Source organism: Mycobacterium sp. E802 (genome assembly GCF_001666875.1).
GTDB lineage: Bacteria > Actinomycetota > Actinomycetes > Mycobacteriales > Mycobacteriaceae > Mycobacterium.
Map to the genome: position 1 here is coordinate 1 of NZ_LZJD01000011.1, position 26,695 is coordinate 26,695.

At 67.9% G+C, this 26,695-nt stretch carries 28 protein-coding genes and 1 pseudogene; 11 read left to right on the forward strand and 18 right to left on the reverse strand.

All coding sequences use genetic code 11. The features are described 5' to 3' along the window. A pseudogene (locus A5699_RS29760) lies at positions 1-193 on the forward strand (DUF1298 domain-containing protein); the annotation flags it as partial. Between the two features lie 244 nt (positions 194-437). After that, positions 438-830 (forward strand): hypothetical protein, encoded by a 393-nt coding sequence (locus A5699_RS29765; protein ID WP_231965533.1) that lies wholly within the window; start codon positions 438-440, stop codon positions 828-830. 299 nt (positions 831-1,129) lie between these two features. On the opposite strand, the gene A5699_RS01705 is transcribed toward A5699_RS29765, so the two are convergent. The 4 genes from A5699_RS01705 to A5699_RS01720 all read right to left on the reverse strand — a co-directional run bounded on the left by A5699_RS01705 (position 1,130) and on the right by A5699_RS01720 (position 4,070). Then, entirely contained in the window at positions 1,130-2,041 is a 912-nt protein-coding gene (locus A5699_RS01705; RefSeq protein WP_067764430.1) for an alpha/beta fold hydrolase, read from the reverse strand. Continuing rightward, positions 2,038-2,769, reverse strand: a complete 732-nt coding sequence (locus tag A5699_RS01710; RefSeq protein WP_231965534.1) for a hypothetical protein — start codon at positions 2,767-2,769, stop codon at positions 2,038-2,040. Before A5699_RS01710 ends, A5699_RS01705 begins: the two co-directional genes overlap by 4 nt. Then, positions 2,766-3,374 carry an Mce protein gene (locus A5699_RS01715; RefSeq protein WP_067764435.1) on the reverse strand — a complete coding sequence of 203 codons (609 nt, stop codon included), beginning with the start codon at positions 3,372-3,374 and terminating at the stop codon, positions 2,766-2,768. The genes A5699_RS01710 and A5699_RS01715 overlap by 4 nt, the downstream gene beginning before the upstream one ends. An 81-nt stretch (positions 3,375-3,455) precedes the next feature. Next, positions 3,456-4,070 (reverse strand): TetR/AcrR family transcriptional regulator, encoded by a 615-nt coding sequence (locus A5699_RS01720; protein ID WP_231965535.1) that lies wholly within the window; start codon positions 4,068-4,070, stop codon positions 3,456-3,458. A gap of 99 nt (positions 4,071-4,169) precedes the next feature. On the opposite strand from A5699_RS01720, the gene A5699_RS01725 reads away from it, so the two are divergent. After that, positions 4,170-5,042, forward strand: coding sequence for an alpha/beta fold hydrolase (locus A5699_RS01725; RefSeq protein ID WP_067764527.1), 873 nt, complete (start codon positions 4,170-4,172; stop codon positions 5,040-5,042). A gap of 7 nt (positions 5,043-5,049) precedes the next feature. On the opposite strand, the gene A5699_RS01730 is transcribed toward A5699_RS01725, so the two are convergent. The 4 genes from A5699_RS01730 to A5699_RS01745 all read right to left on the reverse strand — a co-directional run bounded on the left by A5699_RS01730 (position 5,050) and on the right by A5699_RS01745 (position 14,102). Then, entirely contained in the window at positions 5,050-7,734 is a 2,685-nt protein-coding gene (locus A5699_RS01730; protein WP_082957527.1) for an AAA family ATPase, read from the reverse strand. Positions 7,735-7,774: 40 nt separating this feature from the next. Next, positions 7,775-10,612 (reverse strand): AAA family ATPase, encoded by a 2,838-nt coding sequence (locus A5699_RS01735; RefSeq protein ID WP_369806643.1) that lies wholly within the window; start codon positions 10,610-10,612, stop codon positions 7,775-7,777. Continuing rightward, complete coding sequence (locus A5699_RS01740; protein WP_067764441.1) at positions 10,594-11,226, reverse strand: sigma-70 family RNA polymerase sigma factor; 633 nt, start codon at positions 11,224-11,226, stop codon at positions 10,594-10,596. Before A5699_RS01740 ends, A5699_RS01735 begins: the two co-directional genes overlap by 19 nt. Positions 11,227-11,330: 104 nt before the next feature. Next, positions 11,331-14,102: a LuxR family transcriptional regulator gene (locus tag A5699_RS01745; protein WP_067764444.1), complete on the reverse strand. Its 2,772-nt coding sequence runs from the start codon at positions 14,100-14,102 to the stop codon at positions 11,331-11,333. 130 nt (positions 14,103-14,232) lie between these two features. Here A5699_RS01745 and A5699_RS01750 point away from each other — a divergent pair, with 130 nt between their 5' ends. Continuing rightward, positions 14,233-15,891, forward strand: coding sequence for an FAD-binding protein (locus A5699_RS01750; protein WP_067764533.1), 1,659 nt, complete (start codon positions 14,233-14,235; stop codon positions 15,889-15,891). Here the strand turns inward: A5699_RS01750 and A5699_RS28900 are convergent, their stop codons facing one another. Further along, positions 15,892-16,062, reverse strand: coding sequence for a hypothetical protein (locus A5699_RS28900; protein WP_157561037.1), 171 nt, complete (start codon positions 16,060-16,062; stop codon positions 15,892-15,894). A gap of 26 nt (positions 16,063-16,088) precedes the next feature. Here A5699_RS28900 and A5699_RS01755 point away from each other — a divergent pair, with 26 nt between their 5' ends. Next, a complete protein-coding gene (locus A5699_RS01755) occupies positions 16,089-16,784 on the forward strand; it encodes a guanylate cyclase (protein ID WP_067764447.1) in 696 nt (231 codons plus the stop codon). Between the two features lie 89 nt (positions 16,785-16,873). Here the strand turns inward: A5699_RS01755 and A5699_RS01760 are convergent, their stop codons facing one another. The 6 genes from A5699_RS01760 to A5699_RS01780 form a co-directional block, all read right to left on the reverse strand. After that, a complete protein-coding gene (locus A5699_RS01760) occupies positions 16,874-17,272 on the reverse strand; it encodes a VOC family protein (protein WP_067764450.1) in 399 nt (132 codons plus the stop codon). Between the two features lie 99 nt (positions 17,273-17,371). Beyond that, positions 17,372-17,767 carry a type II toxin-antitoxin system VapC family toxin gene (locus A5699_RS01765; RefSeq protein ID WP_197508166.1) on the reverse strand — a complete coding sequence of 132 codons (396 nt, stop codon included), beginning with the start codon at positions 17,765-17,767 and terminating at the stop codon, positions 17,372-17,374. Positions 17,768-17,771: 4 nt separating this feature from the next. Next, positions 17,772-18,050, reverse strand: a complete 279-nt coding sequence (locus A5699_RS01770) for a type II toxin-antitoxin system Phd/YefM family antitoxin (protein ID WP_197508167.1) — start codon at positions 18,048-18,050, stop codon at positions 17,772-17,774. Positions 18,051-18,082: 32 nt separating this feature from the next. Next, complete coding sequence (locus tag A5699_RS01775) at positions 18,083-18,760, reverse strand: HNH endonuclease (protein WP_157561038.1); 678 nt, start codon at positions 18,758-18,760, stop codon at positions 18,083-18,085. A 29-nt stretch (positions 18,761-18,789) separates the two neighbouring features. Continuing rightward, positions 18,790-19,053: a type II toxin-antitoxin system RelE/ParE family toxin gene (locus A5699_RS28305; RefSeq protein ID WP_076241659.1), complete on the reverse strand. Its 264-nt coding sequence runs from the start codon at positions 19,051-19,053 to the stop codon at positions 18,790-18,792. Beyond that, complete coding sequence (locus tag A5699_RS01780) at positions 19,050-19,334, reverse strand: type II toxin-antitoxin system Phd/YefM family antitoxin (protein WP_082957529.1); 285 nt, start codon at positions 19,332-19,334, stop codon at positions 19,050-19,052. The genes A5699_RS28305 and A5699_RS01780 overlap by 4 nt, the downstream gene beginning before the upstream one ends. Before the next feature lie 77 nt (positions 19,335-19,411). Here A5699_RS01780 and A5699_RS01785 point away from each other — a divergent pair, with 77 nt between their 5' ends. Further along, complete coding sequence (locus A5699_RS01785) at positions 19,412-19,795, forward strand: VOC family protein (RefSeq protein ID WP_067764460.1); 384 nt, start codon at positions 19,412-19,414, stop codon at positions 19,793-19,795. A 7-nt stretch (positions 19,796-19,802) separates the two neighbouring features. Here A5699_RS01785 and ychF read toward each other — a convergent pair whose 3' ends face one another. After that, a complete protein-coding gene (gene ychF / locus A5699_RS01790; protein WP_067764463.1) occupies positions 19,803-20,885 on the reverse strand; it encodes a redox-regulated ATPase YchF in 1,083 nt (360 codons plus the stop codon). An 84-nt stretch (positions 20,886-20,969) separates the two neighbouring features. Between ychF and A5699_RS01795 the strand changes: the two genes are divergently transcribed. Beyond that, a complete protein-coding gene (locus A5699_RS01795) occupies positions 20,970-22,160 on the forward strand; it encodes a DUF6542 domain-containing protein (RefSeq protein WP_067764466.1) in 1,191 nt (396 codons plus the stop codon). Between the two features lie 7 nt (positions 22,161-22,167). On the opposite strand, the gene A5699_RS01800 is transcribed toward A5699_RS01795, so the two are convergent. Next, positions 22,168-23,181, reverse strand: a complete 1,014-nt coding sequence (locus A5699_RS01800; protein ID WP_067764542.1) for a 4-hydroxy-3-methylbut-2-enyl diphosphate reductase — start codon at positions 23,179-23,181, stop codon at positions 22,168-22,170. A gap of 53 nt (positions 23,182-23,234) precedes the next feature. Here A5699_RS01800 and A5699_RS01805 point away from each other — a divergent pair, with 53 nt between their 5' ends. The 4 genes from A5699_RS01805 (at position 23,235) to A5699_RS01820 (ending at position 26,418) form a co-directional block, all read left to right on the forward strand. Continuing rightward, on the forward strand, positions 23,235-23,819 hold the full coding sequence (locus A5699_RS01805; protein ID WP_067764469.1) for a lipid droplet-associated protein: 585 nt from the start codon (positions 23,235-23,237) through the stop codon (positions 23,817-23,819). Further along, positions 23,816-25,045: an exodeoxyribonuclease VII large subunit gene (gene xseA, locus A5699_RS01810; protein WP_067764472.1), complete on the forward strand. Its 1,230-nt coding sequence runs from the start codon at positions 23,816-23,818 to the stop codon at positions 25,043-25,045. Before A5699_RS01805 ends, xseA begins: the two co-directional genes overlap by 4 nt. An 11-nt stretch (positions 25,046-25,056) precedes the next feature. Continuing rightward, a complete protein-coding gene (locus A5699_RS01815; RefSeq protein WP_067764475.1) occupies positions 25,057-25,269 on the forward strand; it encodes an exodeoxyribonuclease VII small subunit in 213 nt (70 codons plus the stop codon). 63 nt (positions 25,270-25,332) lie between these two features. Beyond that, positions 25,333-26,418, forward strand: a complete 1,086-nt coding sequence (locus A5699_RS01820; protein ID WP_067764478.1) for an NAD-dependent epimerase/dehydratase family protein — start codon at positions 25,333-25,335, stop codon at positions 26,416-26,418. On the opposite strand, the gene A5699_RS01825 is transcribed toward A5699_RS01820, so the two are convergent. Further along, a complete protein-coding gene (locus A5699_RS01825) occupies positions 26,419-26,694 on the reverse strand; it encodes a DUF1876 domain-containing protein (RefSeq protein ID WP_067764482.1) in 276 nt (91 codons plus the stop codon). Position 26,695 lies beyond the last annotated feature (1 nt).

Here is a 26,695-nt window from a genome sequence, read left to right on the forward strand (position 1 = left end):
GGATTTCGCCCAGCGCCGCCGCCGCGCGGCTCACCCGGGCATGATCGCGGCCGGCCGAGCATTCGCCGCCACCCCGGCCCCGTTGTTGCGGTGGGGCGTCGCGCAATTCGACCCGACGGTGCGGGCGCCTATGGTCACCGGCAACACCGTGGTGTCCAGCGTCAACCGGGGTGGCGGCGAATGCTCGGCCGGCCGCGATCATGCCCGGGTGAGCCGCGCGGCGTCGGCGCTCGGCGAAATCCGCCGTGATATGCACGATCCGGTCTGGTACGGCGAGTTCGGGACACAAACCGATGCCGACGTTGCCGAAGTGGTTGTGCGCGTGGCGAATACCTGATTTGGCCATGGGCACCTCGGCCGCGAGCGCGCTCGTGTCGTCGCCGAATTCACGCAGATGCCCGTCCAGGGCCGACGAGATCGCGGTCAGGGCTCCGATGGTGACCGTGGGCCCGGGGATCTGTGAACGCTGCCGGATGATGGTGCGCACCCAACGCTCACCGGTCGGCTCGGTATTGCTGTGCAACACCGGACGCGACGGCGCCGGCGCCGGCACGGCACCGGATTCGGTGTCGCGGACCAGCTTCCGCTGGGTGCGGGCTGCCTCGATCGCCCGCCAGGGCAGCCGGGCGGCTGGAATTCGAGGTACGGACACCGGCACCACGGGCTCGGCGCGGCCGAACAGCCACGCGGCCAGCGCCGAGGCCCGGGTCCCGTCGGCAAGGGCATGCGAGATCTGCAACACCGCGACAGTGCCCGTCGCGGCACCCGGAATCGCACGGACCCGGGGGAATATGTGCAGGCGCCAGGCTGCGACGGTGACGTCGAGCTGATGGTCGGCCAGCTGCGCGACGGCGTCCAGGCACTCGTTCCAGCCGAGCTCACCGTGGTGGATCGCGAACTGGTCTTCGCCCACCGTCCGCGGCATCCAGGCCGGGTAGGTCAGCCGGCAGTCGTCACGGATACGCAGGGTCAGGTCCGGGCAGTGCTGGGCACGCATCCGGATCTCGGCCACCGTGGCACCGAGATCCGCGGGCACTCCGTCGAATCCGTAGAGCAGGAACTGATCGTTGGGCAGTTTGGCCGACATCCACCAGTTCTGGGCGTCGATTGCGGCCAGTCGGCGCACCGGTCAGTTCCGTCCGGGACTACCGATGAAATCCACGATCTGTCGCCCGACCGCGTCCGGCCGGTCCAACTGCAGGAAATGTCCGGCGTGGTCGATGATGCCCACCGCACTGCCGCTCGGCAGGATCTCCTCGACCCACCGGGCGTAATCCGGTGCGGCACAGCCGTCATCGGTGCCGTGCAGATACAGTGTCGGCAGCACCGGCGCGGACAGCCAGTGCAGGTGGAGCTCGGCATACTGGGCCGGCGGCTTGCTGCCGCGCAGCATCGCCCGGTAGTAACCGAGCGCGGCCCGCCAGCGGTCGGGCGCTCCGATCGCGGCGTCGACGTGGCGCACGTCCTCGGCGGCGTCGTAGCCGGGTGACCATTGCTTCCACAGTTTCGGCACCACCCACGACGCGGATCGTTCAGGCAGCCAAGGCAATTGGAAGTACATCATGTACCAACTGCGGGCGAACTGACGCGGCAACTGGGCGATCAGCCGGCCTGTGTCGGGCACTCGGCCCAGCGGCCGGAACGACGCCGACGGCGGGACCGACATGATCACCGATTTTGTGAACGGGCTGTCCGGCATCGCCGCCAGACCCGAGGCGGTGATGGCGCCCCAGTCGTGGCCGATCAGCGCATCGTTTCCCGTCGGTCCGGCGGCGTCCAGCACCCGCAGCGCATCATCCATCAGCGCCCCGACGTGATAACTGCCGTCGCTGGGAATCGACGACGGCACGTAGCCGCGCAGGAACGGCGCCACCACCTTCCAGCCGGCATCGGCCAGCATCGGCGCCACCTTCCGCCAGCCGTAGGCGGTATCGGGAAAACCGTGCAGGCACAACGCCACCGGCCCGTCGTCGGGGCCCCACACCAACGCCCGCAGCTGTACCGCGGGAGTGTTCACGTCGATCCAGCGCGGCTCACTCATGGCTGCACCGGCTCGTACTGGGACAGCAACCACTGGTCACCCTCTTTGACCATCGTGGCCCGCACGATCGACAACGTCTTCTCCGGCATCTTGTTACCCACCTGAACGCTCTGATCGACGTACATCACCACCTCGGCACGGTCGGGCTTCGCGCTCACCACTCCCACACGCTGCACATCGGCCACCGCGGCGATCTGCTGAGCATGCGCCGCGGGAATCACCTCGTTGATCATCGCGGTGTACGTCCCGAGGAACTCTCCGGTCATCCGGTCACGGGCCGCGGTCAGCTGCTGGTCGACGGTCTCGGTCTCATACGAGAGCATCTGGACGGTGATATCCTTGGCCGCCTCGACGGATTCTGTTCGGGCGGTGGCACTTTCATGTTGGGTGACGATCAGCCAGCGCAACACCCCACAGGCCACCGCCAGGACCAGAGCCAGCGCCGCCAACACCAGCGGGATCCGTGAGCGGTTACGCGACGGCTCGGGCTCGGCGGGCTCGTCGGCAGCCGCGGGCTCGTCCGTCTGCGCCGTACCCTCGGGCGCCGCGCTCTCGGGCTCGGCGGGCTCAGTCTCGGCCGGCTCAGTCTCGGCCGGCTCGGTCTCGCTGGGCTCGGGTTCAGGTTGCTCGGCCGCGACCTTGTCGAGGCTCACCTGCTCTGTTGCCTCGGCAGATTCCGCCGCGGCCTTGCGACGCCCGGCCGGTGGCATCGTGTGTCGGCCGCTCACTGGATGAACTCCACGTTGGAAACCTTCGCCTTGCCGTCAACGTCCTGCACTGTCAACACCATTCGCCATACCTGGGGCGCCTGTTCGGGCACCCCGGCGTTGGTCGAGCGGATGGTCGCCGAGACGAGCACTTTGGCCTCATCTGGCGAGTAGGACTGCAACCCGGACGCCGTGACGGTGCCTACGGATTTCGATTTGATCTGTTTGACGACCTCAAGGAACGACTTCGAACGCTTGTCGAAGTCGTCGTAGAACGCACCGGTCGAGGTGTCGAGCACTCTCTGGATGTCGTCCTCGGCGTGTTCCCAGTTGACGGTGGTCAGATTTACCGCGGCCTGACGTGCGGTGTCGACGAACATCTCGCGCCGCTGCTGTTCATGCTGAACCTGGTAGAACTTGTATCCCGTCCAACCGGTCAGCGCCACGAGCGCGACGACGAGTACGGCGCCGAGAGCCGTCGGCGTCCGCAGAAAACGTCGCCGCTCGGGCACCGCCCGGTCGTCGTCCGCCGGTTCGGTCTCGTCGGCAACCTCGTCGTCCGCCTCGGCGGTCTCGTCGGCCTCGGTCTGCTCGACAGGCTCGGCGTCCGCGCTGTCGTCTGCCATACATCTGCTCCTCGGGGCACTACGTGTCGCGTGGGTTGGCACGCGTGCGCTCCAAAGTACGTGGCATCGGTCACACCGCGATCAGCGGTCCCGGGTGCGCGCACCCACGGCTCGCAGAGCAAAGTCCACCGCCGCTGCGCACGCATCCTCCCGGTCCCCGTCGGCAGGCAGACGGGCCAGCTCATGGCTGACCACGGCGCGGATGGCCGCGGCGTCGCGATCCGGCTTGGCCAGTGGAAAGGAGCCATCGTCGCGGCCGCGGCGCAGAAGCCCGGCCAGTGCCCGTTCCCGGTCGAAGCGCCACTGTTCCTGTGCCTCGTCGTACCCCTTGGCCGAGCGGATCTCGTCGGAATCCAGAACTGCGGCGTGATTACGCAACCGCGCATCGTGGATCACCTGGAACGCGACGCTGATCCACTGTGCGAGCTGCTCGACCGGCCGTCCGCCGTCGTCATCGGCGATCCGGTCCAGACGGCAGCCCAACGACCGGCCGCCGCTCTGCTGCATGGCCAAGAACAGCGCATCCTTGGACTCGAAGTGCCGGTAGAACGCCCGGGTGGACAACCCCGCCCGGGCCAAGATCACCGCCAGCGGCACCGCACCGGCATGGGGCTCGGACAGGCACGTGAACGCCGCCTTGATGATTGCCTTGCGCTCATCGGCGTCGCGTGCCACCTCGCCTGGCTCGATTTGCACGATTGTCAATTCTAGGAACGTGCCCGCGCAGCGGGTCGCGGATGGGGCGAAAACCCGTCTGGGTAACGTGACCTCCGGGGCCTGGCGAGAGGAATGTCCGTGAGCACCGGGAAACCAGAGCACAGCCAATTGCGGACCGTCACGTTCCGCGGGGTCGACGACCTGAATCTGGTCGGCGACGAATGGAACCGCGACGCGGCGTCGGCTGCCGACAAGCCGACGGTCCTGTTGTTGCACGGCGGCGGACAGAACCGGTTCTCCTGGAAGAACACCGGACAGATCCTGGCCGACCGCGGGCTCCACGTGATCGCTCTCGACGCACGTGGGCACGGCGACAGCGACCGCTCCCCCAGCGCCAACTACTCGGTCGAGGTGCTGTGCGCCGATGTGCAGCATGTGCTGTACCAGATCGGCCGTCCTGTCGTGTTGATCGGCGCCAGCATGGGCGGCTTGACCGGCATCCTGGCCGCGCACGAGGCAGGTCCGGAACTGGTCACCAAACTGGTGCTGGTCGACGTGGTGCCACGGTTCGAGAAGAGCGGCAGCGCACGCATCCGCGACTTCATGTTCACCAACGTCAACGGCTTCGACTCGTTGGAGGAGGCCGCCGAGGCGGTGGCGGCCTACCTGCCGTACCGCACCAAGCCGCGCAGTCCCGAAGGGCTCAAGAAGAACCTGAGGCTGCGCGACGGGCGTTGGTACTGGCACTGGGATCCGGCGTTTCTGACCAAGCCGGAAGACGATCCCTTCGTCCGGGTCGAGAAGCTGGAACAGGCCGCGATAAACCTGTCGATCCCGATCCTGCTGATCCGCGGGAAACTGTCCGATGTGGTCAGCCCCGAGGGTGTGCAGGACTTCCTGGAGAAGGTGCCCGCCGCCGAATTCGTCGAGCTGTCCGACGCCGGGCACACCGCCGCCGGTGACGACAACGACGCCTTCACCGGCGTGGTCGTGGAGTTCGTCGGCCGCTGAACTGCCGTCAACCCGCCGACGCCAAGGTTCGAAGCTGTCGGCGCGAGGTCACCCCAAGCTTGGCGAACACGTTACGCAAGTGCCACTCGACGGTGTGGGTGCTGATGAACAACCGCTCGCCGATGACGGCATTGGTGAAGCCTTGCCCGGCCAGGGTCGCGATCTGCAGCTCCTTGGCGGTGAGATGGTCCCCACCGGCAAGCGTGGGCTGAAGCGGCTTTCCCTCCTTGGCAATCAGTTCACGTTCGGCCCGCCCGGCAAACGCCTGGGCGCCGAAGCGGATGAACATGTCGTGGGCGACGGTGAGATGCTCGTGTGCCGCCGAGCGCCGCCGCCTGCGCCGCAGCCACTCCCCATACCGAAGGTGTGCCCGCGCGTGGTGGATCCGAACCTGGGTACGGCTCAGGTGGTCGATCGCTTCGAGGTGACCGGCCTCGGCATCCTGGCCATGGGTGGTCAGTGCCCGAGCACTCGCCAGAGTTCCCCGCGCCCAATCGGTTTGGCTCGTGGCGAGGCGGCGGGTCAGCCGGATGAGCGCATCCTCGGCCGTTGCGGTGTCACCGACACGGGTGGCCGATTCGACGAGCTCGACCAGGTGCCAACCGTAGAGCCCGAGGTCGTCATACTCGGCGGCCTGTCGGGCGGCGGTGAACGCCTCCTCGTAACGGCCCAGACCATTGCACAGCACCGCCGTCGCATACTGGGCCAGCCCCAGGGCGCGTCCTTCCCCATGGTTGAGCGCAGCTTCCGCACCGGTTTTGATGCCCTCCAGGTCGGCCGGATCCCCTCTCCACGCGTCGAGTAGCAGCGACGGGTAACGCCAGGGGGCGTGGTAGCCGGCCGAGGCCGAGCGCGAATGTGCCTCCGACAGCATCATTTCGGCTTCGTCGAGCTGTCCGGCCAGCATGAGCACGACGGCTCGGTGGGACAGCGTTTCCGCGAGCAGGTGCCGGGCGCCGGACTCCCGAGACCGTTGCACCGCAGCCGTGGCGAGCCGGTGTGCGAGAGCGTCATCCCACATCTCGTAGGCTGCGGCCTGCTCGAGGACGGGCAGGGCGGCCAGTCGGCCCGATGCCTCGAACTCCGGCACCGCGGCGGGTTCACCGGCGGCGGGAACGACCGACTCGGCGAGGCGGGCCACGGCCGGGACGCTCCCGAGACGGCCGGCAGCCGTCGCCGCGGCGAGTGCTTCCAGACGGGCCTCGCCCGCCGCGGCTTCGTCGAGGGTTTCCAACTGTTGTGCGGCATCGTGCAATCGGGCGGCGATATCGCTCGACGTCGTCGCACCGGAGCCGTCATCACGATGTTGGAGGTACGCCATCCGGGCAGACAACCCTGCCGATCGGGCCCGCTGCAGTTCGGTCAGCGGGCCCAGCTGCGCCGTGGCGAGCAACTCCTCGGCATCGCCCAGAGCACCGGCGTCGAGCTTGGCGCGGGCCGCGGCGAGCGCACGGTCGCCGCGACGTTCGGGGTGCGAGGTCAGCAGCGCCGCCCGCTGCAGGAAAGCTGCCGCCACCGAGACACCGGACCGGTGGCGGGCGGGGCCAGCGGCGGCTTCCAGTTGCGTGGCCACCTCGTCGTCGGGCCCAGTCACGGCATTGGCGATATGCCACACGCGCCGATCGGGATCGGTCTGCGCGTCGGTGACTTCGGCCAACACGCGATGTATTGCGCGACGCTCCACCGGGTCTGCGGCACGGTAGGCTGCCGACCGCGCGAGGGGATGGCAAAACCGCACCCGGGCACCGACTTCCACCACACCGGCCGTCACCGCGGGCGCCAAGTCGGCGGCGGTGACCGCCAAGCTGTGCGCGGCGCGGATCAGCACTGCGCGGTCTCCGATCGGCTCGGCAGCGGCGGCGAGAAGCAGCATCCGCGTCGGTTCCGGCAGTGCCCCGATCCGTTCGGCGTAGCTCTGCTCGATTCGTGTGGTCACCGAGCGGGGATGTCCGCGGCGCAACGAGCCGCCAAGTTCGGCAGCGGAGTCATCTGCCGGCAGCGTCATCAACGCCAACGGATTACCCCCGGCCTCGGCCAGGATGCGGTCACTCACCCGCGGATCCAGGTGGACACCCAGGGTCGAGTCCAACAGCTCGCGCGCGTGTGCATCGGACAGGGCTCCGACCACCCGTTCCGGCAGGCCGGCCAAAGCGCCCACGTCACGGGTGGCGAACACCAGCCCCACCGGTCCTTCCATTCGTCGCGCCGCGAACGACAACACCTCCAGTGAGGCGAGATCGAGCCACTGCGCATCGTCGATGAGGCACAACAGCGGCCGGTCACGGCCGGCCGCGGTCAGCAGGGCCAGCGCCGCCACCCGCACCCGGTCCGTTGGGGGACTGTCCCCGGTGTCCAGCCCCAGGGCCGTCTCGAGCGCTCGGCGCTGTGGGTCCGGGAGTTCGTCGAGGTAAGGCAGCAGCGGCCGACACAGCTGCTGCAGGCCGGCATACGCCAGGTCCATGTCGAACTCCACGCCGGTGACCTGAGTGGTGCGGAAACTGCTGTCACACTGGCGGGCCCGCCCGAGCAGGTAGCCCAGCAGTGCCGTCTTGCCGACACCGGCCCCTCCGCGCAACACCAGCACTCGGCTTTCGGTCGACAGAGCCGACATCAGACCATCCAGCAGCCGGCATTCGCCATCGCGACCGATCAGAACCTGGGCGTCGAGGTCGTGAAAAGTTTTCCGCCGCATATGAATATAGACCGCTCGGATAGCCGAAATGTGACAGAACCTAGGCCGAGGGATCGGCGGCCAGCCTCCCCGCGATATCCCGTCGGGAGCGGATGCCCAACTTGCTGAACACCTTTCGCAGGTGCCATTCCACGGTGTGGGCGCTGATGTACATCGCAGCGCCGATCTGCGCGTTGGTCAGCCCGTCGGCAGCCAGCGCAGCGATCCGCCGCTCCTGGTCGGTGAGCACCGCGCCGGCCGGCATCGATCGAGCGGTCGACGGCTCGTGCACCGGCCCGCCCGCAGCCGCAAGTTGGCGAGCGGCCCGCTCGGCGAAGCCGCGCGCACCGATGCCGCCCAGCAGTTCGTGTGCGCGGCCCAGTGTCTGCCGGGCGTCCTCGTGACGCTGCTCACGGCTCAACCACTCTCCGTACACCAAATGAGCTCGGGCCGTGAGCATTCCCACGCCTGAGAGCCCGAGTAACTCGATCGCTTCCCGATGGTGTTCTTCCGCGGCTGCGCCGTCGGCGACCAGCGCGCGAACGTATGCGGCGGTGCCACGCGCCCAGTAGGTTTGACTGGCCGCAGCCATGCCTTCGATATGCCGCACCGCGTCTTCGGCTTCCCCGGACCGGCCGAGTCGCGCTGCGGCCTCCACCAATTCGACCATCGACCACGTCGACAGACCGAGCTCCCGCGGGTACGCCGACCCGCGACGCGCGGCTGCGAGCGCCTCCTCGTACCGGCCGAGTCCGTTGTAGAGCACCGCGGCCGACCATTCCGTCGCCGTCAGCGTCTTACCCTCCCCGTGCAACATCGGATCACCGGTGATCGAGTCGATCGCCTGCCGCGTCCGCATCTCGTCGCCGCGCCAGGGCTCGACCACCACCGCGCCGTAACGCGCGAAGAAACTGCTGCCGATCACCTCACCCAAGGTAGCTGCCTGGCTGACCAACGCGTCGGATGCGGCCAGGTCGCCGGCGTAAACCCGGTTCGACAACCGCAGCAACAGCGCCGACGGCAGCACCGCGAGCGCACCGGCCTCGACCGCCAGTTCCACCAGGGTTGCCGACAGTGCCGACCAGGCATCGAATTCCCAAGTGTTGTGCGCCAATCGGCATGCCAACGGCAGCCAACCCAGTCCTTCCTGGGCTCCGATGGGGGCCGTCCGGTAGGCGGTCAGGGCGCGCTGAACCAGCGACGCACCGGCCGCGTAACCGTCGACCGTTATCCGGGACACCCCCTCGAGCAGCTGATCCGCCCGCGTCGGATTCACCGGGCGGGGCATCGTCAGGACGGCCGCCGCGACCTGCTCGACACCGGTGTCCCCCGACAACCGGCCGGCGGTGAGCGCGGCGTAGATGGCATCGCGATAGGTCTCGGTGGCCAGTGCAGCATCAAGTGGCTCAAGCTGTTTGGCGGCGCTCAGCAGTAACGGCAGCCCCGCGCTCGCGCTGCGGAACGAGAACAGGCTGCGTCCGCGGATCAATTCCGCGAGTGCTCGCTGCTGCTCGTCCAGCGGCTGGGCGGCACCGACGTCGAGCAAATCGAGAGCGTCGCCGAACTCCCCTGCCTCGCTCTTGGCCTGGGCCGCGGCCAGGGCACGGGTGCCGCGACGGTACGGGTCTGGGGTCAGTTGGACGGCCCGGTCAAGAAAGGCTGCGGCCGCGGCCGCACCACCGCGCGCCCGGGCCCGGTCAGCCGCCCACTCCAGACCGGCGGCCACCTCCTCGTCGGGAACCTCTGCGGCACTGGCCAAATGCCACACCCGGCGATCCGGGTCATGGTCTGGATCGGTCGCCTCGGCCAGCGCCCGGTGCACCTGCTGCCGCTGCTGGAGTGTCGCCGACCGGTAGGCCGCCGACCGCACCAGCGGATGACGGAACCGGACCATGGTGCCCACGGTGAGCAGATCGGCCTCCTCGGTTTCCAGGCCGGCAGCGGCCATATCGATGCCGAGCCCCGCTGCGGCGCGCCGCAGCAGTACCACATCGCCCACCGGATCGGCCGCCGCGAGCAGGATCAGACGTTGGGCATCGAGCGACAGGGAGCCGAGACGTCGCCGGAAGCCGGTCTCGATCCGGTGGGCCGGCGGCTCATCGGGCGAGCGTCCGGGCCCGGCGACCGGAGGGGTCTGCCCAACCTCGCGGGGAAGTTCGAGCAGCGCAAGCGGATTGCCTCGGGCCTCGGCCAGGATGCGGTGCAGGACACGGTCGTCGATCCGGCCAGGCGTTCCCGCGGCCAGCAGGGCGCGGGCATCGTGCTCACCCAGACCCTCCACCTGCAGTCGGGGCAACTCCTTCAGCGCGTCGACGCGGACCGGTTCACGCACGGCAAACACCAGCGCCACGCGCTCGGCCAGGAGCCGACGGGCGACGAAAGACAGTGTGTGGGCCGACATCTGGTCCAGCCACTGGGCATCGTCGATCAGGCAGACCACGGGCTTGCGCGCGGCTGCGTCGGCCAGCAGGCTCAAGACGGCCAATCCGACCAAGAAGCGATCGGGAGGAGCGCCGCCCCCGAACCCGAAGGCCGCCTGTAGCGCCGCCCGCTGCGGATCCGGCAGCCGGTCGAGATGATCGGTGAACGGCGCGCAGAGTTGGTGCAGCGCACCGAAAGCCAGTTCGGCCTCCGCCTCGACACCCGTGATGCGTGCCACCCGGCAGCCCGGGGCGTGCTCGGCCACGTGGTCCAACAGCGCGGTCTTGCCGATCCCCGCCTCACCACGTAACACCACCGATGCGCTGCGACCATTCACCGCCCCCGCGACGAGGTCGTCGAGCGTCGCACATTCCCGATGCCGGCCGAGCAGCCGGCCGGTGCCCCTGCGCTCCATGTTCTCGACGCGCAGCGTGTCGACCGACCAGGTCGACCAGCTGGTCACGCCGCTCGTGAGCACGCGAAATCCTCGACCAGCACCCGCTCCAACTCCCGCAGTTCGCCGGTGTGGGCCGCCGCCAGAAACGCCTTGACCAGGCGGCGGTGCGCCCCCACCGGAACCGGTGTCACGCGCCGGCCCACATCCAACCGGGTCTGGGCGCGACGAACCAGCTGGCGGGCATTGGCGACGCTGAGCGTCAGCAGCGCGGCAACGTCGGCATAGGGGTAGCCGAATCCCTTGCGCAGCAGATAGGCGGCCAGCTCCCCCGGCGACAACCTGGCCATGAGCAAGGCGAGCACATCCTCGATCAGCGCCGTCCGCTCGGCGCTGCGGGCGGACGCGTCCTCGCCGGACTCGGTGAGCTGTCCCAACGGTGACGCGGTCGGGGCCTCATGACGGTGCCGCGCGGACTGGATCACGTTGATGGCCAGATTGGTCGTGGTGGTGATCAGGAACGCGGCCGGGTTCTCGACCCGGGCCCGGTCGGTGCGCTGCCAGCGCAACCAGGCCTCCTGGACCAGATCTTCGGCCCCGCACACCTCGCCGGTGACCCGGTAGGCGATCCCGAACAACCGCGGCCGGTGACTCAGGAAGATGTCGAGGGCCACGTCGAGGTCGGCGGATGGCGGCATGGTTCCACTTTCGGTCCCACGTGCCCGCCGTCGCGCCACGGAGGTCCGTGGTCGAGTCCGTGGCGCCCACCCCACGGACTGCCGCGGAGCACCACGTATCGGCCCTAGCCGGCTGCCCCGAGGGCACCGGGCAGCTCACGTCGGGAGCTGACGCCGAGCTTCGTGTACACCTTGCGAAGGTGCCACTCCACGGTGTGCGGGCTGAGGAACAACTCCGCACCGATCTTCGGATTGGTCATCCCGGCGGCGGCCAACGCGGCGATCTGCGCCTCCTGTGGAGTCAGGCTGGTCGCCGGTCCGGTTTCGCGGGTGCGCACATGTTCACCGGTCGCCAGCAGTTCGCGTCGGGCCCGCTCGGCGAACGCCGTGGCCCCCATGCCGTCGAACATCTCGTGGGCGGTCCGGAGCTGCTCGCGCGCCAGTGCCCGCTGCCGGTTGCGGCGCAGCCACTCTCCGTACAGCAGATGGGTGCGTGCCACCTCCACGATCACACGGTCGCCGGCGATCTCCTCGATGGCCGTGCGGTACAGCGCATCTGCCTCGTCGCCGTCGGCGAGCAGGGCCCGGCTGCGCGCGCTGACGCCGCGGGCCCACCCGGAATCGGCGGCGTGGGTCAGTTCGACCAGACGGGCCAGTGAGGTGCGGGCCGCGTCGAGCTCACCGCACCGGACGGCGGCCTCGACATGCTCGACCAACGACAGCCCGGTGAAGTTGTAACCGTCGTGCTCGATGCCCGTCCGGGCCGCCGCGAGCGCCTCGTCGTAGCGGGCCAGGCCGTTGTACAGCACTCCCTGGACATAGCCGGTCACGCCCAACAGCGAGACCTCGCCGTGCTGAGCGGCACGTGCCTTGGCCTCGGCGATCGGGCCGGCAGCGGCGGCCTCGTCGCCCCGCCACGCGGCCAACACCAGCGAGGCGTACGCGTGTGGAGTCTGTCCGGTCGCGGCGGAGATCGCGTCGGCCTCCTCGATCATGCGGGCGGCCGTGGCGAAATCGCCATGGTGGATGTAGACGCCGCCGAGGTAGATCAGGGCCGGGGGCAACACCCCGAGTGCGCCGATGTCGCGGGCGAGCCGCACCGCACGGGTTGCGAAGGCATCCCACGCGGGCAGATCCCAGCCGTAGTGGATGAACGATTCCAGCGCGACCGGCACCAGCAGCAGCCATCGCATGGTCGCTTCGCGGCTGTGTAGTTCCTCTTGCGCGAACGGTTCGAACGCTCGGCGCAGGACCGGCACCCCGGCGTCATGTCCGTCGGCCAGCAGCGTGGCCACACCGTCGAGCAGCAGATCGGCGGCAGGCGAGTTCGACGGCGGAGCACCCGAGGCGCAGGCGGCGACCGCCGCGGCCCTGGCGCCGGCCGGCCCGTGGACCCGGCCGGCGAACACGGTGGCGCTGATCGCCTCTAGGTAGGTCTCGCGGGCCAGTGGTGACCCGGCGGCCGTGAATTGTTCGGCGGCGTCGAGCAGTAACGGGGCCGCCTCGTCACTTCGGCTGCGGCCGAACAGGATTCGGGCGCGCAGTCGGGCCAGCCGGGCCTGGTCCAATGGGTCGAGCGGGCACAGGCTGGCCATGGTGGCCAACTCGGTGGCGCGATCGGGTGCGGCGGCCGAGAAATGCGCCTCGGCGGCCGCAAGTGCCCGGCGTCCGCGCTGCCACACGTCCGGGGTCAGCTCGGTGGCACGTTCCAGCAGAACCGCCTCGGCCGCCATTCCGCCGCGCTGCCGCGCGCGGCCGGCAGCGCGGTCCAGCCCCGCCGCGACCTCCTCGTCGGGTCCGTCGGCCGCCTCTGCGGCGTGCCAGGCGCAGCGGTCGGGATTCAGGACCGGGTCGGTGACCGCTGCCAGAGCCCGGTGCACCGCCCGACGCTCATCAGGATCGGCCTGGCGGTACACCGCCGAGCGGACCAGCGGATGGCGGAACCGCACGGACTCACCGAATTCGATCAGACCAGCCGCCTTGGCCGGTGCCGCATCGGGGACGATGTCCATCGCCTCGGCCGCACGCAGCAGCAACCGGGCCTCCCCGACCGGGTCGGCGGCCGCGATCAACAGCAGTGTTCGGGTCGGTGCCGGCAGCATCTGGATCCGGTCGGCGAAGTCCTGTTCGACGCGGCTCGACACCGATTCCCGGTTTGTCGCCTCATCCGCCTCGACGCCGTAGGCGAGCTCGGCCGCACTGCGCCCGCGGTAGAGCTCCAGCAGTGCGAGCGGATTTCCGGATGTCTCGGCCACCAGCCGGTCGCGTACCCGTTCCTCCAGCCGGCCGTCCACCGCGGCCTCCAACAGCTCGCCGCCCGCCGTCGGGTCGAGCCCACCGAGCCGCAGCTCGGGCAGATCCTTGAGCACGGCGTGCCCTTCGGGATCACGCACCGCGAACACCATCGCGACGGCCTCGGCCAACAGCCGGCGTGCCACGAACTCCAGCGTCAGCACCGACACCTGGTCCAGCCACTGCGCGTCGTCGACGATGACCAGCACCGGACGCGTCTCCGAGGCCCGGGTGAGCAGGGTCAACACCGCCAGGCCGACCAGGAAGCGATCCGGCGGATCACCGGCGGCCAAACCGAACGCGACCCGCAGCGCGTCGCGCTGGGGCACGGGCAGCGCATCGATCGCGGCGAGAAACGGTGCGCACAGTTGATGCAGCCCGGCGTAGGCGAGCTCCATGTCGGCCTCGATGCCGCGGGCCGTGGTGACGGTGATGCCCGAGGCCTGGGCCGCCACAAACTCCAGCAACACCGATTTGCCGATGCCCGCCTCACCCCGGATCACCGAGACCGCGGATTCGCCGCGGCGCAGGCCGTTGAGCAGCTCCGTCAGCCGGGCGCACTCACGTTGCCTGCCAACCAGGTTGGGCAACGGGCTGGCACTCATGCGGGCGACTCCTGGCGGGGCTGGCCGGCACGGATGTGCGCGACTGGCGAGAAATCTACCGGGATTGTCACAAACCGTGACGCCACCCGGTCGGTACTTATAACCACCGGTCTGTCCCCAGGAGATGTCCATGTCGCTCCGCGAACACCAGCTCGCCACGTCTGTCCTCGTGATCGGCGTCGGCGCGGCCGGGTTGCGCACGGCCATCGAGCTCGCCGAGTCGGGTATCGCGGTCACGGCTGTGGGCAAGCACACACCGGACGACGACCACACCGGGCGGTCCCTCAGCGGCATCAACGCCGCGCTGGGCACGGCCGGCGCGTGGGAGCAGCATGCGGCCGACACTCTTCGCGAGAGTCGGTTGTTGGCCGATCCGCGCACCGTGCAACAGGTCGCCCAGGGTGCCGCTCAAGGCATCCACGACTTGGAGCGATTCGGCCTGCGCGCGGAACGAGACGATGCCGGCGGGGCGCACTCCTACCGGCGTCGGGTCGACGCCGGTGAGGTGCAACGCGTCCTGCGTGAACACGCGCTGCGGCTCGGGATTCCGATGCTCTCGACCGTCTACATCACCCGGATCCTGGTGAACGACGGAGCCGTGTTCGGTGCATACGGTTTCGATCTGGTCGACGGATCCCGCTATCTCGTCCACGCCGACGCGGTGATCCTGGCCACCGGCGGGCACTCCCGGATCTGGCGGCGGACAACGGCCCGCCGCGACGAGAACACCGGTGACTCGTTCCGGCTCGCCGCCGAGGCGGGCGCCCGGTTGCGAGATGCCGAGCTGGTGCAGTTCCGGCCATTCGGGTTGCTCACCCCCGAGCCCGCGGCAGGCACGCTGATCAGCGATTCGGTATGCGAGGAGGGCGCCTATCTGCTCAACACCTCCGGTGAGCGGTTCATGGCCCGCTACGCCCCGGAGCAGATGGAGCGGGCCGGCGCCGACCGGGTCGCGATGGCGGCCTACACCGAGATCAAGGCGGGGCGCGGCACCCGCAGCGGAGGGGTTTGGCTCGACCTGTCGCATCTGCCCGCCGAGCAGGTCGTGACGCGGCTGCCGCGCATCTACCAGGCGCTGCTGGAGCTGCAGGGGCACGACATCACCCGCGACCCCGTCGAGGTGGCCCCGACGGCGCATCACTCCTTGGGCGGGGTCGCGGTCCGGCCCCAGGACCACCGCACCGAGGTCGACGGGCTCTACGCCGCCGGCGAGGCCGTCACCGGACTGCACGGGGCCGGCCCGCTGGACGGAAACTCCTTGAGCGCGGTGTTGGTCTACGGCCGGCTGACCGGTCAAGCCGCAGGCCAGTATTCGGCACGGCTGGGCGCGCAACGTCGTTCACCGGCGGCCGTCCGTGCCGCCCAGACCCAGATCGACCGGTTGCTGGCCGCCGATGGCAGCGAGAACATCCGAGGATTGCAACGTTCGGTGCGCAACCTGATGACCGAACATGCCGGCGTGGTGCGCGACGAAGCCGGGCTGCGGGCCGGGCTGAGTGCGCTCGACGAGATCGAGTCCCGGACGGCCGACGTGGCTGTGCACACCGACATCAGCGGGTTCGCAGACCTGGCACACGCCTTCGACCTGCAGTCGGCCGTGCTGTCGGCGCGAGCCACGCTCGAATGTGCGCTGGAACGACGCGAAACGCGCGGCTGCCACATACGTTCGGACTTCCCCGATCCCGACCCGGCACTGCAGGTGAACCTGGTGTGGTCACCGCACGACGGGGTGCGCCGCGAGCCCATCGCTCCGATCCCCACCGACATCGCGGAGTTGATGCACGGCTAGCTACGGGTTCGCATCAGCCTGTTCTGCCTCGGCCAGCCGCCGGTGCATACGCTCCCGGATGTCCTGCGGGGTATAGGCGTTTCGGCGACGCTGATCACGCGCCACCATGACACCACCGGCGACGACGCCGGCGACACCGGCCAGCCCGACCCACTTCCAGATGCTGCGCATGCCTTGAGTCTGCCTAAGCTGCGCATGTGAAAGCGAACACCGTGTCGTTGAGCAAGGCGCTGGAGGAGACCCGCACCGGTGACATCTGGCTGTTTCGCGGCGGGTCCGGGCCCGACCGGGCGATCCAGACCCTGACCAACAGCCCGGTCAACCACGTCGGTATGACCGTGGCCATCGACGACCTTCCGCCGCTGATCTGGCATGCCGAGCTCGGCGACAAATTGCTCGACATGTGGACCGGCACCTTCCATCGAGGCGTGCAGTTGCACGATGCCCGCCAGGCCGTCGAACGCTGGGCCCACAGTTACGGGCAACGCTGCTGGTTACGTCAGCTCACCCCGTTCGCCACCCGCGAGCAGGAGGACAAGCTGCTCAAGGTGATCGCCCGGATGAACGGCACGGCCTTTCCCACCACGGCCCGGCTCACCGGCCGCTGGCTGCGCGGCCGGATCCCCGTCGTCAGCGATTTCACCCGCGGAATCCCATTCGTGCACAACAAGGTTCGTGAGTCGGCCGAACGCAGGAAGGCGCGCGATCGCCAGGTCGGGCTGGAAACCGCCTACTGCGCCGAGACCGTTGCCATCACCTACGAGGAGATGGGCCTGCTCACCACTGAGAAGCACTACAACTGGTTCGATCCCGGCTCGTTCTGGAGCGGGGATCGGTTGCCATTGACCGCCGGATATGCCCTGGGCGACGAGATCTCGGTGATCGTCGACTGAGATTTCGGATTGTCACCGAACGTGCACTCAGATCGCGTTTCGGGCGAAAATCGCGATCTGTATGCACATTCGGCACGTCAATCACGTTCTCACAACCCGAACTTGGCCCGAGCCTCGTCGGTGACGGGCGTGAACAAGTTCACCAGGTTCCCATCCGGGTCGCGGAACAGCAGCGCGCGATTACCCCAGGGCATCGTCGTCGGTTCCGTCACCACCTCGCCGACCGACTCCCGGAGCCGCTCGTATTCGGCATCCACGTCGTCGACGATGAACTCGATGATGGCGCTGCGGTTAGCCGCCGGCTCGGCGGACCCGGCACCGAACAGCGGCACAGTCTTGTCACTGCCGATGGCCAAAGTGCCGACCGGCGTGGGAATCTCGGCGAACAGTTCATTGCCCCAGACGGCGTCGGCACCGGTGACCGTCTCGTAGAACGCGACGAGCCGCTTGACGTCGGCGGTGATGATGCGGGTGGAAACGAATTTCATGCGCGGCACCCTAGTCGTGGGCACCGACAACAGGTTCCGAGCCGAGGTTCAGCCGCTGAACACGAGGCTCCAGTTCGGCGCTGTTGATGGGCCAGAGCGTCAATCCGAACCCATGGGGTCGGTCGTCGCAAGACCGAGATGTTCTGCGACCACCTTCATCGTGGCGTCATGGCTTGCCACTGTGACCGGCTCGCCGATCAGGAGCGCGGTCGCAAGATGCAACGCGTCGAGCGTCCTGGTGTGCCGCTCGATGGATTCGGCGATGACGTGCGTCTCCCTGGTGATGTCGAACATCCCGACGCGATCCAGTAAAGGAGTCCCATCCGTCAGCGCCCTCTTGTCACGCCGCAGCACGCGAACGACCTCGGTGCGCAGCAGCCGCGACGAGACGAAATCGGTTCCGGGGCTCTGCATCCATTCCTGCAGCCGGACGCGCTCGGGAACATCAAGGATCGTGCGCAGCGCGATCGAGGAATCGAGATAGACGATGCCCACGGGGTCAGTGGTCTCCCTTGACCTCATCCAGAAGCGCGTCGACATCAGCGGACTCGTAAGCAGGGCCTCCCGGTCGATCCGGCCAAGGAGCCGGCGCCGGCGCCGGCGGCGTGTAACGCCCCTGGCGTTCTGCCCGCGCCAACGGCGCGTCCTGGCTGCGGTAGGCGCTGACACGCCAGCGCGGCTCACCGCGCTCGGTCACGATGACCTCGCCGGTGTCGGTGACCTGGTCGAGCACGGCCGAAGTGCGCTGGTTGAGGTCACGCTTCGTGACGGTGTCCACGGGACCGATTGTAGTACGTATGTCTGACATAACTAGGAGACCGGCTGAACGCTGAGCCGGAACTCCACCGGTTGGTCATCCCCTTCTATCGCCGCCTTGGTGGCGGTAAGCCATGTTCGGATGTAGCGACGGTGGGACTCAGCCGCCTCCGCCAACACGGTCGGGTTCGCCGCCAGATAGTCGACGAGCCACCGCGACAACCCGTCCCACTCCTCCACAGGGCCAGCCGGATGCAGCTCCCAACCGAGGTGCTCCACCGTCCACTGGTCCTTAGCCTGATTGCTCAGCATCGACGCTGTGACCCAGTTCGACTCGTCGTCGCTCCCACCGCGGCTGACGGGCACGAAATGATCGACCGTCGGGAACAACTCCCAGAAAGCGGGGTGCGTCTCTGAGACCTTCCAGTTCGGATGTGTCGGGAAGTCGACCCCCAGCACGACATGGAGGAGTCGGAGAACGCCGGGGTTAACGAGTCGGTTGCCCGTGTAGCGGTCGATGAAGCCATCTCTCATGAACAGCTTCATCGACTGACGTTCTGAGTACCGGCGGGCGATCTTCTCTACCGGCTTAAACGGATACCGCGACCGAATGGTCGCCTTAGCAGAACGCGAGTCGCCCGCAGCAAGAGCAGCGCATACCTCAAACAGCACGCCAGCCTTTGAGTCCACCCGTATACCTCCCGACTGCTTGCCCGCGGCTTTGCCGATCACACGTTGAAGCGGAACTCCACCCAATTGCGTCACCGATAAACATCACGACGATGCCGTACGTCGATTACCCGTACAACCACAACATCCTCATGAATCTCGTAAACAACGCGGAAGTCGCCGCGCCGTGCTGACCAGCGGCCGGCCAACTCGTCACGCAGGCGCTTGCCGACCCGATGAGGGTGCTCGGCGAGCGGACCGCAGATGAACTCCCAGCAAGCCGCCGCGACAACCTCGGGGAGTTCCTCGGACAGACTTCGCCGAGCGCGTCGAGTCAGTTCGACTCGGTAGGTCATGAAGTGATGACGCCCTTCGCGCGGAGTTCGGACTCCACCTCTTCCAGCGGGTAGACCCGGCCAGCGGCGATATCGGCGTCAGCCTCGCGGATTGCCTCCATCGCTTCCCGATCGCCCAGAATCTCGAGCGTCTCCATGAGAGAGTCGTAATCGTCGGCGCTCATGAGCACGGCGGCGCGGCGCCCATTCTTGGTGACCTCCACCCGCTGATGAGTGCGCATCGCCTCGTCCACCAACTTGGAGAGATTCGCGCGTACATCGGCGATTGGCAACGTAGTCATGTACATAATTCTAGCGCGATGGTAGAACTCAAGCAGTTGTGATTGATGGATCATGGAACCAAAGCAACGGGGGTGACATGACAAACCACTGGTCGGCGGTGACGATCGATTGTCTAGATCCGGTCCGGATGTCGACGTTCTGGGGACAGTTGCTCGCCATCGAACCGTCGCATGAGCACGGTGACGATCCAGGTTGGGCGACCCTCGGATCTCGATCAGGTCCGACACCTCGACTCACGTTCCAGCGAGTGCCCGAGACGAAGTCGACGAAGGTTCGCATCCACCTCGACGTCGAAGTCGATGACATCGAAGCCGGACAGCAGCAAGTCGAGAACCTCGGCGGGCAATGGTCAGGCACTCGCCACGACTACGACGAGGGTGTCGTTCTCGTCATGCTGGATCCCGAGAACCACGAGTTCTGCCTCGTCCAGTATTTCGAAAGACCAACCGCCAAAGGTTGAATCGGAATTAGACGTTGAACCTGAACTCGACGACATCCCCGTCGGCCATCACGTAGTCCTTGCCTTCCATGCGGACCTTGCCTGCAGCCTTGGCCGCGGCCATCGACCCGGCCTCCACGAGATCGTCGAAGGACACGATCTCGGCCTTGATGAAGCCCTTTTCGAAGTCGGTGTGGATCACCCCGGCCGCCTTGGGTGCGGTGTCGCCCTGGTGGATGGTCCAGGCCCGGGCTTCCTTGGGCCCGGCGGTCAGGTAGGTCTGCAGCTTCAAGGTGTGGAAGCCGGCGCGGGCCAGCGCGTCCAGACCACGCTCGGTCTGCCCGATCGACTCCAGCAGCTCGGTGGCCGACTCGTCGTCGAGCTCGATCAGCTCCGATTCGATCTTGGCGTCGAGGAACACCGCGTCGGCCGGGGCCACCAGCTCCCGCAACTCCGCCTGCTTGGCCGGGTCGGTCAAGATCGATTCGTCGGCGTTGAACACATACAGGAACGGCTTGGTGGTCATCAGATTCAGCTCACGCAGGATCGACCAGTCCTGGGCCGCAGAGGCCGCAGAGAACAGAGTCTTTCCGCCATCGAGTACCGCCTGGGCCGCAACCGCCGCTTCCAGCACCGGCTTGCGGTCCTTGTTGTTGCGGGCTTCCTTCTCCAGTCGCGGCACCGCCTTCTCCAGCGTCTGCATGTCCGCGAGGATCAGCTCGGTCTCGATCACCTCGATGTCCGAGCGCGGGTCCACCCGGCCGTCCACGTGGACCACGTCGTCATCGGCGAACGCCCGGACCACCTGACAGATGGCATCGCACTCGCGGATGTTGGCCAGGAACTTGTTACCGAGACCGGCGCCCTCGGACGCGCCTTTGACGATGCCGGCAATGTCGACGAACGTCACCGGCGCCGGCACGATCTTCTCCGAGCCGAAGATCTCGGCGAGCTTGTCGAGCCGGGGATCGGGCAGCGGCACCACGCCCTCGTTGGGCTCGATGGTCGCAAACGGGTAGTTGGCCGCCAACACGTCGTTACGTGTCAGGGCATTGAACAGAGTCGACTTTCCGACGTTCGGCAAACCGACGATTCCCAGGTTCAGGCTCACAGGGAACACAGTCTAGGCCGGTGTGACAGGCGCGCCAGCGCGAGCTGGCAGCACGCGGCCAGACATAGCCGGTACGGTCTACGTGTGTCAGGACAGCGCGCACAGTCGGCCGTGCCGGCTGATCATCGCTCTGTACACCCGCGTTTCGCCGGTGTGCCGTGGTGGGGTGCTGTCTTGTTGGCCGTCACGGCTACTGCGATCGGCTTTGCTTTCGACGCCGGTTCCGGTGCCCGGGAACTCAGCGCGGTGTTCGCGGTGTGCTACTCGCTCGGTTGCCTTTTGGCTGTTCTGGCGGTTCAACAGGCCGGCCTGTTCACCGCGGTGATCCAGCCTCCGCTGATCCTTTTCGTCGCCGTCCCGGGGTCCTATTTCCTGTTCCACGGGGGCCAGCTCGACGGCGTGAAAGACCTGGCGATCAACTGCGGATACCCACTGATCGAACGCTTTCCGCTGATGCTGTTCCTTTCGGCGGCGGTGCTGCTGATCGGCCTGGGCCGGTGGTACGTCGGCCTGACAGCGCGCCGCGGGACCGACGCGGCCGAGCCGACCGACGCGACGCACACCGCCAAAGCAGCCGGAACGGCCAAAGCCACGCCCGTCGCAGCAATTGTGGCTTCTGTCACAGAGAAACTTTCCGGGCTGGTGCTCCGCAAACCCGCGACGGCGTCGACTCGTCGGGCCAGGGCGACCGATCAGGACCCGGCCACCGATGCCCCGCCGCGGCGGCGTCCGTCGGAACGGCCCCCACGGCGGCGTCCGGCCGGCGCCGGCGTCGCATCCGAAGCCGGGGCAGCTGCCGGGCGACCCCGGGGCGAACGCAGGCCCACCAAGCGCACCGCGCCGCCGCGACCCCGTCCCAGCCGCGCCGGTGACACCGACCTCGGCAGCGAGTTCGACGGGGCGATCCCCGAGCGCCCGCGACGCCCCAGGCCTCCGCGTCCGGCCGAGCCCGGGGTCGGCGAGCCGCGCCGACGGGCACGGACCGAGCCGCGGGAACCACGCAGGCAACCGCCACCCGAGCGTCGTGAAGCGGGCACGTTCGAGGCCCATGAACGGCCACAGCGGCGTCGCCGCCGATTCGACGACTACCAACCGTTCGAGGATTCTTTCGACCCGCCGACCCGCTCTGGCCGCTCGACGCACCACCCGGTGTCACGGGTGCGCTACCGCGGCACCGATGACGAAGATCATCGGGTGGAACATCGCACGCGGTCTCGTTCAGCCACCCGGCGCCAGGCGCCCAGGGGACGTCACTCCTGGGAGTACGACGACTGAACGGCCCTCAGGCCCGCGGCGGGCGGATCTCCCGCGGCAGGGCGAACACCAGGGTCTCGTTGGCGGTGGTCACCGGCTGCACGGTTCCGTAGCCGTAGTCGGCGAGCCGCTCCAGCACACCGCGCACCAACACCTCGGGCACCGAGGCCCCTGAGGTGACGCCCACGGTGGTGACGCCTTCCAGCCAGGCCGGGTCGATGTCCTCGGCGTAGTCGACCAGGTGCGCATCGCGCGATCCGGCACCGAGAGCCACCTCGACCAGCCGGACCGAGTTGGACGAGTTACGCGAACCGACCACGATCACGAGCTCACACTCCGGCGCCATGGCCTTCACCGCGACCTGACGGTTCTGCGTGGCGTAGCAGATGTCGTCGCTCGGCGGATCCTGCAGCGTCGGGAACTTCTCGCGCAGCCGACGCACGGTCTCCATGGTCTCGTCGACACTCAGCGTGGTCTGCGACAGCCAGATCACCTTGTTCGGGTCGCGCACCGTGACCTTGTCCACCGCGTCCGGATTGTCGACCACCTGCACGTGATCGGGGGCCTCACCGGCGGTGCCGATCACCTCCTCATGGCCTTCGTGACCGATGAGCAGGATGTCGTAGTCGTCACGGGCGAATCGCTTGGCCTCGTTGTGCACCTTGGTGACCAGCGGGCAGGTGGCGTCGATGACCTGGAGGTCGCGGGCAGCGGCCGTCTCGTGCACGGTCGGTGCGACGCCGTGCGCCGAGAACACCACGATGGCCCCCTCGGGCACTTCGTCTGTTTCGTCGACGAAGACGGCGCCGGCCTTGGCCAACGTCTCCACGACGTGCCGGTTGTGGACGATCTCGTGCCGCACGTAGACCGGGGCACCGTGCTTCTCCAGCGCGCGCTCCACGGTCTCCACCGCGCGGTCGACGCCGGCGCAGTATCCGCGCGGCTCGGCCAGCAGAACTCGTTTGCCCAGGGCTTGCGAACCGCCGCCTGATCGCACCGAGCTGGTGGCACCAGGGATACCCATGTTGATTGTCGACGGCATGTCACCAGGGTACGGGGACACCGCCACGCCGAGCCAGCCGTAGGCTATCGACTATGGGAACTGCACCGTATGGGGTCCGGCTGCTGGTGGGGGCGGCGGTCACCACCTTGGAAGAAGCTCGCAAGTTACCCCACACCATCCTGACCTACCCCATGACCGTGGCCAGCCAGGCCGCCAACATCGTCATGCACGTCCAGCAAAACCTGGCCGAACTGGTGATCAAGGGCGACGAAACGCTCGAGCAGCTGTTTCCGCCCAAGGACGAACAGCCCGAGTGGGCCACCTTCGACGAAGATCTCGAGCCCGCTTCCGACAGTGACGCGGCGGACGATGCGCCCGACACCGACGGAGAACGACGCACCGAGGGCCGGTTCGCGCTGTACAGCACCGGCGAGCCGGAGACGGCGGCGACGAACGGCAAAGCCACGGCCACCAAGGCCGGTTCCGCGGCCGGGGCACCGGGCATCGCCGAGGAACTCGGCTATGACGGGCTGACGCTGGCGCAGCTGCGCGCCAGGCTGGCGTCGCTGCGGGTGGCCGACCTCGAAGCGCTGCTGGCCTACGAAGAGGCCGGCCGGGCCCGCGCACCGTTCGTCACCCTGCTCGCCAACAGGATCACCCGCGCGACCGCGAAGTGACCGAACCGGGTCAGTCACCGGAAAACCCCTGGCCGGTTCGCGCCGTGGCGACCCGGGTCGCCAAATGGATCGACCGCCTGGGCACCGTCTGGGTCGAGGGGCAGTTGACCGAACTGAAGGTCCGCCCGGACTCCAAGACCGTGTTCATGGTGCTGCGCGACCCGGCGGCCGACATGTCGCTGACCCTGACGTGCCCGCGCGATCTGGTGCGCAACGCCCCGGTGAAGTTGTCCGAGGGCACGCAGGTGGTCATCTGCGGCAAGCCCAACTTCTACACCGGCCGCGGCACGTTCTCGTTGCGGGTCAACGAGATTCGCGCTGTCGGTATCGGTGAGCTGCTGGCCCGCATCGAGCGGCTGCGTCGGCTACTGGAAGCCGAAGGGCTGTTCGACCCTCGGCTCAAACGGCCGATTCCGTTCTTGCCCAGCACCATTGGTCTGATCACCGGTCGGGCGTCGGCAGCCGAGCGCGACGTGACCACCGTGGCCACCACCCGTTGGCCGGCAGTGCGTTTCGCGATCCGCAACACCATCGTGCAGGGCCCCAACGCCGTTCCGCAGATCGTGGCGGCGCTGGCGGCACTGGATGCCGATCCCACGGTCGACGTCATCGTGCTGGCCCGCGGCGGCGGCAGCGTCGAGGATCTTTTGCCGTTCTCCGACGAGACCCTGTGCCGGGCCATCGTGGCCTGCCGCACGCCGGTGGTCAGCGCGATCGGCCACGAACCCGACACTCCCCTGTCCGACCTGGTCGCCGACGTGCGGGCGGCCACCCCGACCGACGCGGCCAAACGGATCGTGCCCGACGCGGCCGCCGAACAGGCGCTGATCACCGATCTGCACCGGCGCAGCGCCCGCGCGCTGCGCAACTGGGTGCACCGCGAACAGCATCACCTGGATCAGTTGCGCAGCCGGCCGGTGCTGGCTCAGCCGCTGGCCGCGCTCACCGCGCGGGCCGAGGAGGTTCACCGGTGCCGCGCCACCGCCGAGCGCGACATCACCCGGTTGATCAATGCTCAGGCGGACACGATCGGACATCTGTCGGCGCGCCTGACTGCGCTCGGCCCGGCAGCGACGCTGGCCCGCGGATACGCGGTGGTGCAGACGAAGCCGACGGACGGTGAGCCGGTGGTCCTGCGTTCGGTGGACGACGCACCAGAGGGGACGCGGCTGCGCGTGCGGGTGTCCGACGGGGTGGTCACCGCTGTGAGCGACGGTAGCGAGTAGAAGGTACGAGCATGAAGCCTATTAGTGAACTGGGCTACGAAGAAGCCCGCGACGAGTTGATCGCCGTCGTTCAGCAACTCGAACAGGGCGGTCTCGGCCTTGATGCTTCGCTCAATCTGTGGGAGCGAGGTGAAAAGCTGGCGAAACGCTGCGAGGAACACTTAGCTGGGGCGCGTCAGCGGGTCGAGCAGGCGCTGGCCGAGCGCGAGTCCGGAGAAGATTGATCCAGCAATCAGATCCGATATTTCCGCTCGAAACTGGAACATGTTTCAGTTACCCTGTGCGGCATGGGTGATCCGAAACTGACCACCGAACTCGGCCGTGTCCTCGTCACCGGCGGCTCCGGCTTCGTCGGCGCGAACCTGGTGACCGAACTGCTGGATCGCGGATACGCGGTGCGGTCCTTCGACCGCGCGCCGTCCCCGCTGGGCGAACACGCCGGCCTCGAGGTCGTCGAGGGCGACATCTGCGACAAACAAACGGTGGCCGCCGCCGTCAAGGACGTCGACACGATCATCCACACCGCGGCCATCATCGACCTGATGGGTGGCGCGTCGGTCACCGAGGAGTACCGGCAGCGCAGCTTCGCCGTGAACGTGGAGGGCACCAAGAACCTGGTGCACGCCGCACAGGAGGCGGGGGTCAAACGCTTCGTCTACACCGCGTCCAACAGTGTGGTGATGGGCGGTCAGGACATCGTCAACGGTGACGAGACCATGCCCTACACCGACCGGTTCAACGACCTCTACACCGAGACCAAGGTGGTCGCCGAGAAGTTCGTGCTCGCCGCCAACGGTGAGCACGGCATGCTCACGTGCGCGATCCGGCCCAGCGGCATCTGGGGCCGTGGCGATCAGACCATGTTCCGCAAGGTGTTCGAGAACGTGCTCGCCGGACACGTCAAGGTGCTGGTCGGCAACAAGAACATCAAGCTGGACAACTCCTACGTGCACAACCTGATCCACGGATTCATCCTGGCCGCCCAGCACCTGGTGCCCGGCGGCACCGCACCCGGTCAGGCCTACTTCATCAACGACGGCGAACCGATCAACATGTTCGAGTTCGCCCGCCCCGTCCTCGCCGCCTGCGGCCGGCCACTGCCCACGTTCCGGGTGTCAGGACGCCTGGTGCACAAGGCGATGATGGTGTGGCAGTGGCTGCACTTCAAGTTCGGCATCCCCGAGCCGCTGATCGAACCCCTTGCGGTGGAACGGCTTTACCTCAACAACTACTTCTCGATCGCCAAGGCCCGCCGCGACCTCGGGTACGAGCCGTTGTTCACCACCGAGCAGGCCATGGCCGAATGCATGCCGTACTACACCGACCTGTTCCACCAGATGGAGTCCGCAACCAAGCAGCCGGTCACCGCCTGATCAGCGGTACAGGTGCACCGGATGGTGCGTGGACTGTTCGATGCGCGCCGACGCGGCATGCAGTAGGTCGCTTCCCAAGGAGATGAGCGCGCGGGCCGCCGCGATCTCCTCGCCGATCATGGGCGCGCCCGCGTCTTTCGGGTTGCGGTAGGCATCGCCGGTGGCCGACATCGTGTCGTCGCGCAACTGCGCCCGAGCCGATGCGTGGGTGTGGATCTCGTCCTCGGAGAACTCGATCTCGATGAGCCATTTGTTGGTCAGATCCTTGTCGTACATC

What these genes read in the sequence shown, in the direction of transcription:
- A5699_RS01785 (WP_067764460.1), top strand. Translation starts at nt 19,412, where the DNA reads ATGACAAACCACTGGTCGGCGGTGACGATCGATTGTCTAGATCCGGTC.
- A5699_RS01760 (WP_067764450.1), bottom strand. Translation starts at nt 17,272, where the DNA reads ATGAAATTCGTTTCCACCCGCATCATCACCGCCGACGTCAAGCGGCTC.
- A5699_RS28900 (WP_157561037.1), bottom strand. Translation starts at nt 16,062, where the DNA reads ATGCGCAGCATCTGGAAGTGGGTCGGGCTGGCCGGTGTCGCCGGCGTC.
- A5699_RS01750 (WP_067764533.1), top strand. Translation starts at nt 14,233, where the DNA reads ATGTCGCTCCGCGAACACCAGCTCGCCACGTCTGTCCTCGTGATCGGC.
- A5699_RS01715 (WP_067764435.1), bottom strand. Translation starts at nt 3,374, where the DNA reads ATGGCAGACGACAGCGCGGACGCCGAGCCTGTCGAGCAGACCGAGGCC.
- A5699_RS01740 (WP_067764441.1), bottom strand. Translation starts at nt 11,226, where the DNA reads ATGCCGCCATCCGCCGACCTCGACGTGGCCCTCGACATCTTCCTGAGT.
- A5699_RS01745 (WP_067764444.1), bottom strand. Translation starts at nt 14,102, where the DNA reads ATGAGTGCCAGCCCGTTGCCCAACCTGGTTGGCAGGCAACGTGAGTGC.
- A5699_RS28305 (WP_076241659.1), bottom strand. Translation starts at nt 19,053, where the DNA reads ATGACCTACCGAGTCGAACTGACTCGACGCGCTCGGCGAAGTCTGTCC.
- A5699_RS01800 (WP_067764542.1), bottom strand. Translation starts at nt 23,181, where the DNA reads ATGCCGTCGACAATCAACATGGGTATCCCTGGTGCCACCAGCTCGGTG.
- A5699_RS01825 (WP_067764482.1), bottom strand. Translation starts at nt 26,694, where the DNA reads ATGTACGACAAGGATCTGACCAACAAATGGCTCATCGAGATCGAGTTC.
- A5699_RS01780 (WP_082957529.1), bottom strand. Translation starts at nt 19,334, where the DNA reads ATGACTACGTTGCCAATCGCCGATGTACGCGCGAATCTCTCCAAGTTG.
- A5699_RS01730 (WP_082957527.1), bottom strand. Translation starts at nt 7,734, where the DNA reads ATGCGGCGGAAAACTTTTCACGACCTCGACGCCCAGGTTCTGATCGGT.
- A5699_RS01815 (WP_067764475.1), top strand. Translation starts at nt 25,057, where the DNA reads ATGAAGCCTATTAGTGAACTGGGCTACGAAGAAGCCCGCGACGAGTTG.
- A5699_RS01705 (WP_067764430.1), bottom strand. Translation starts at nt 2,041, where the DNA reads ATGAGTGAGCCGCGCTGGATCGACGTGAACACTCCCGCGGTACAGCTG.
- A5699_RS01805 (WP_067764469.1), top strand. Translation starts at nt 23,235, where the DNA reads ATGGGAACTGCACCGTATGGGGTCCGGCTGCTGGTGGGGGCGGCGGTC.
- A5699_RS01820 (WP_067764478.1), top strand. Translation starts at nt 25,333, where the DNA reads ATGGGTGATCCGAAACTGACCACCGAACTCGGCCGTGTCCTCGTCACC.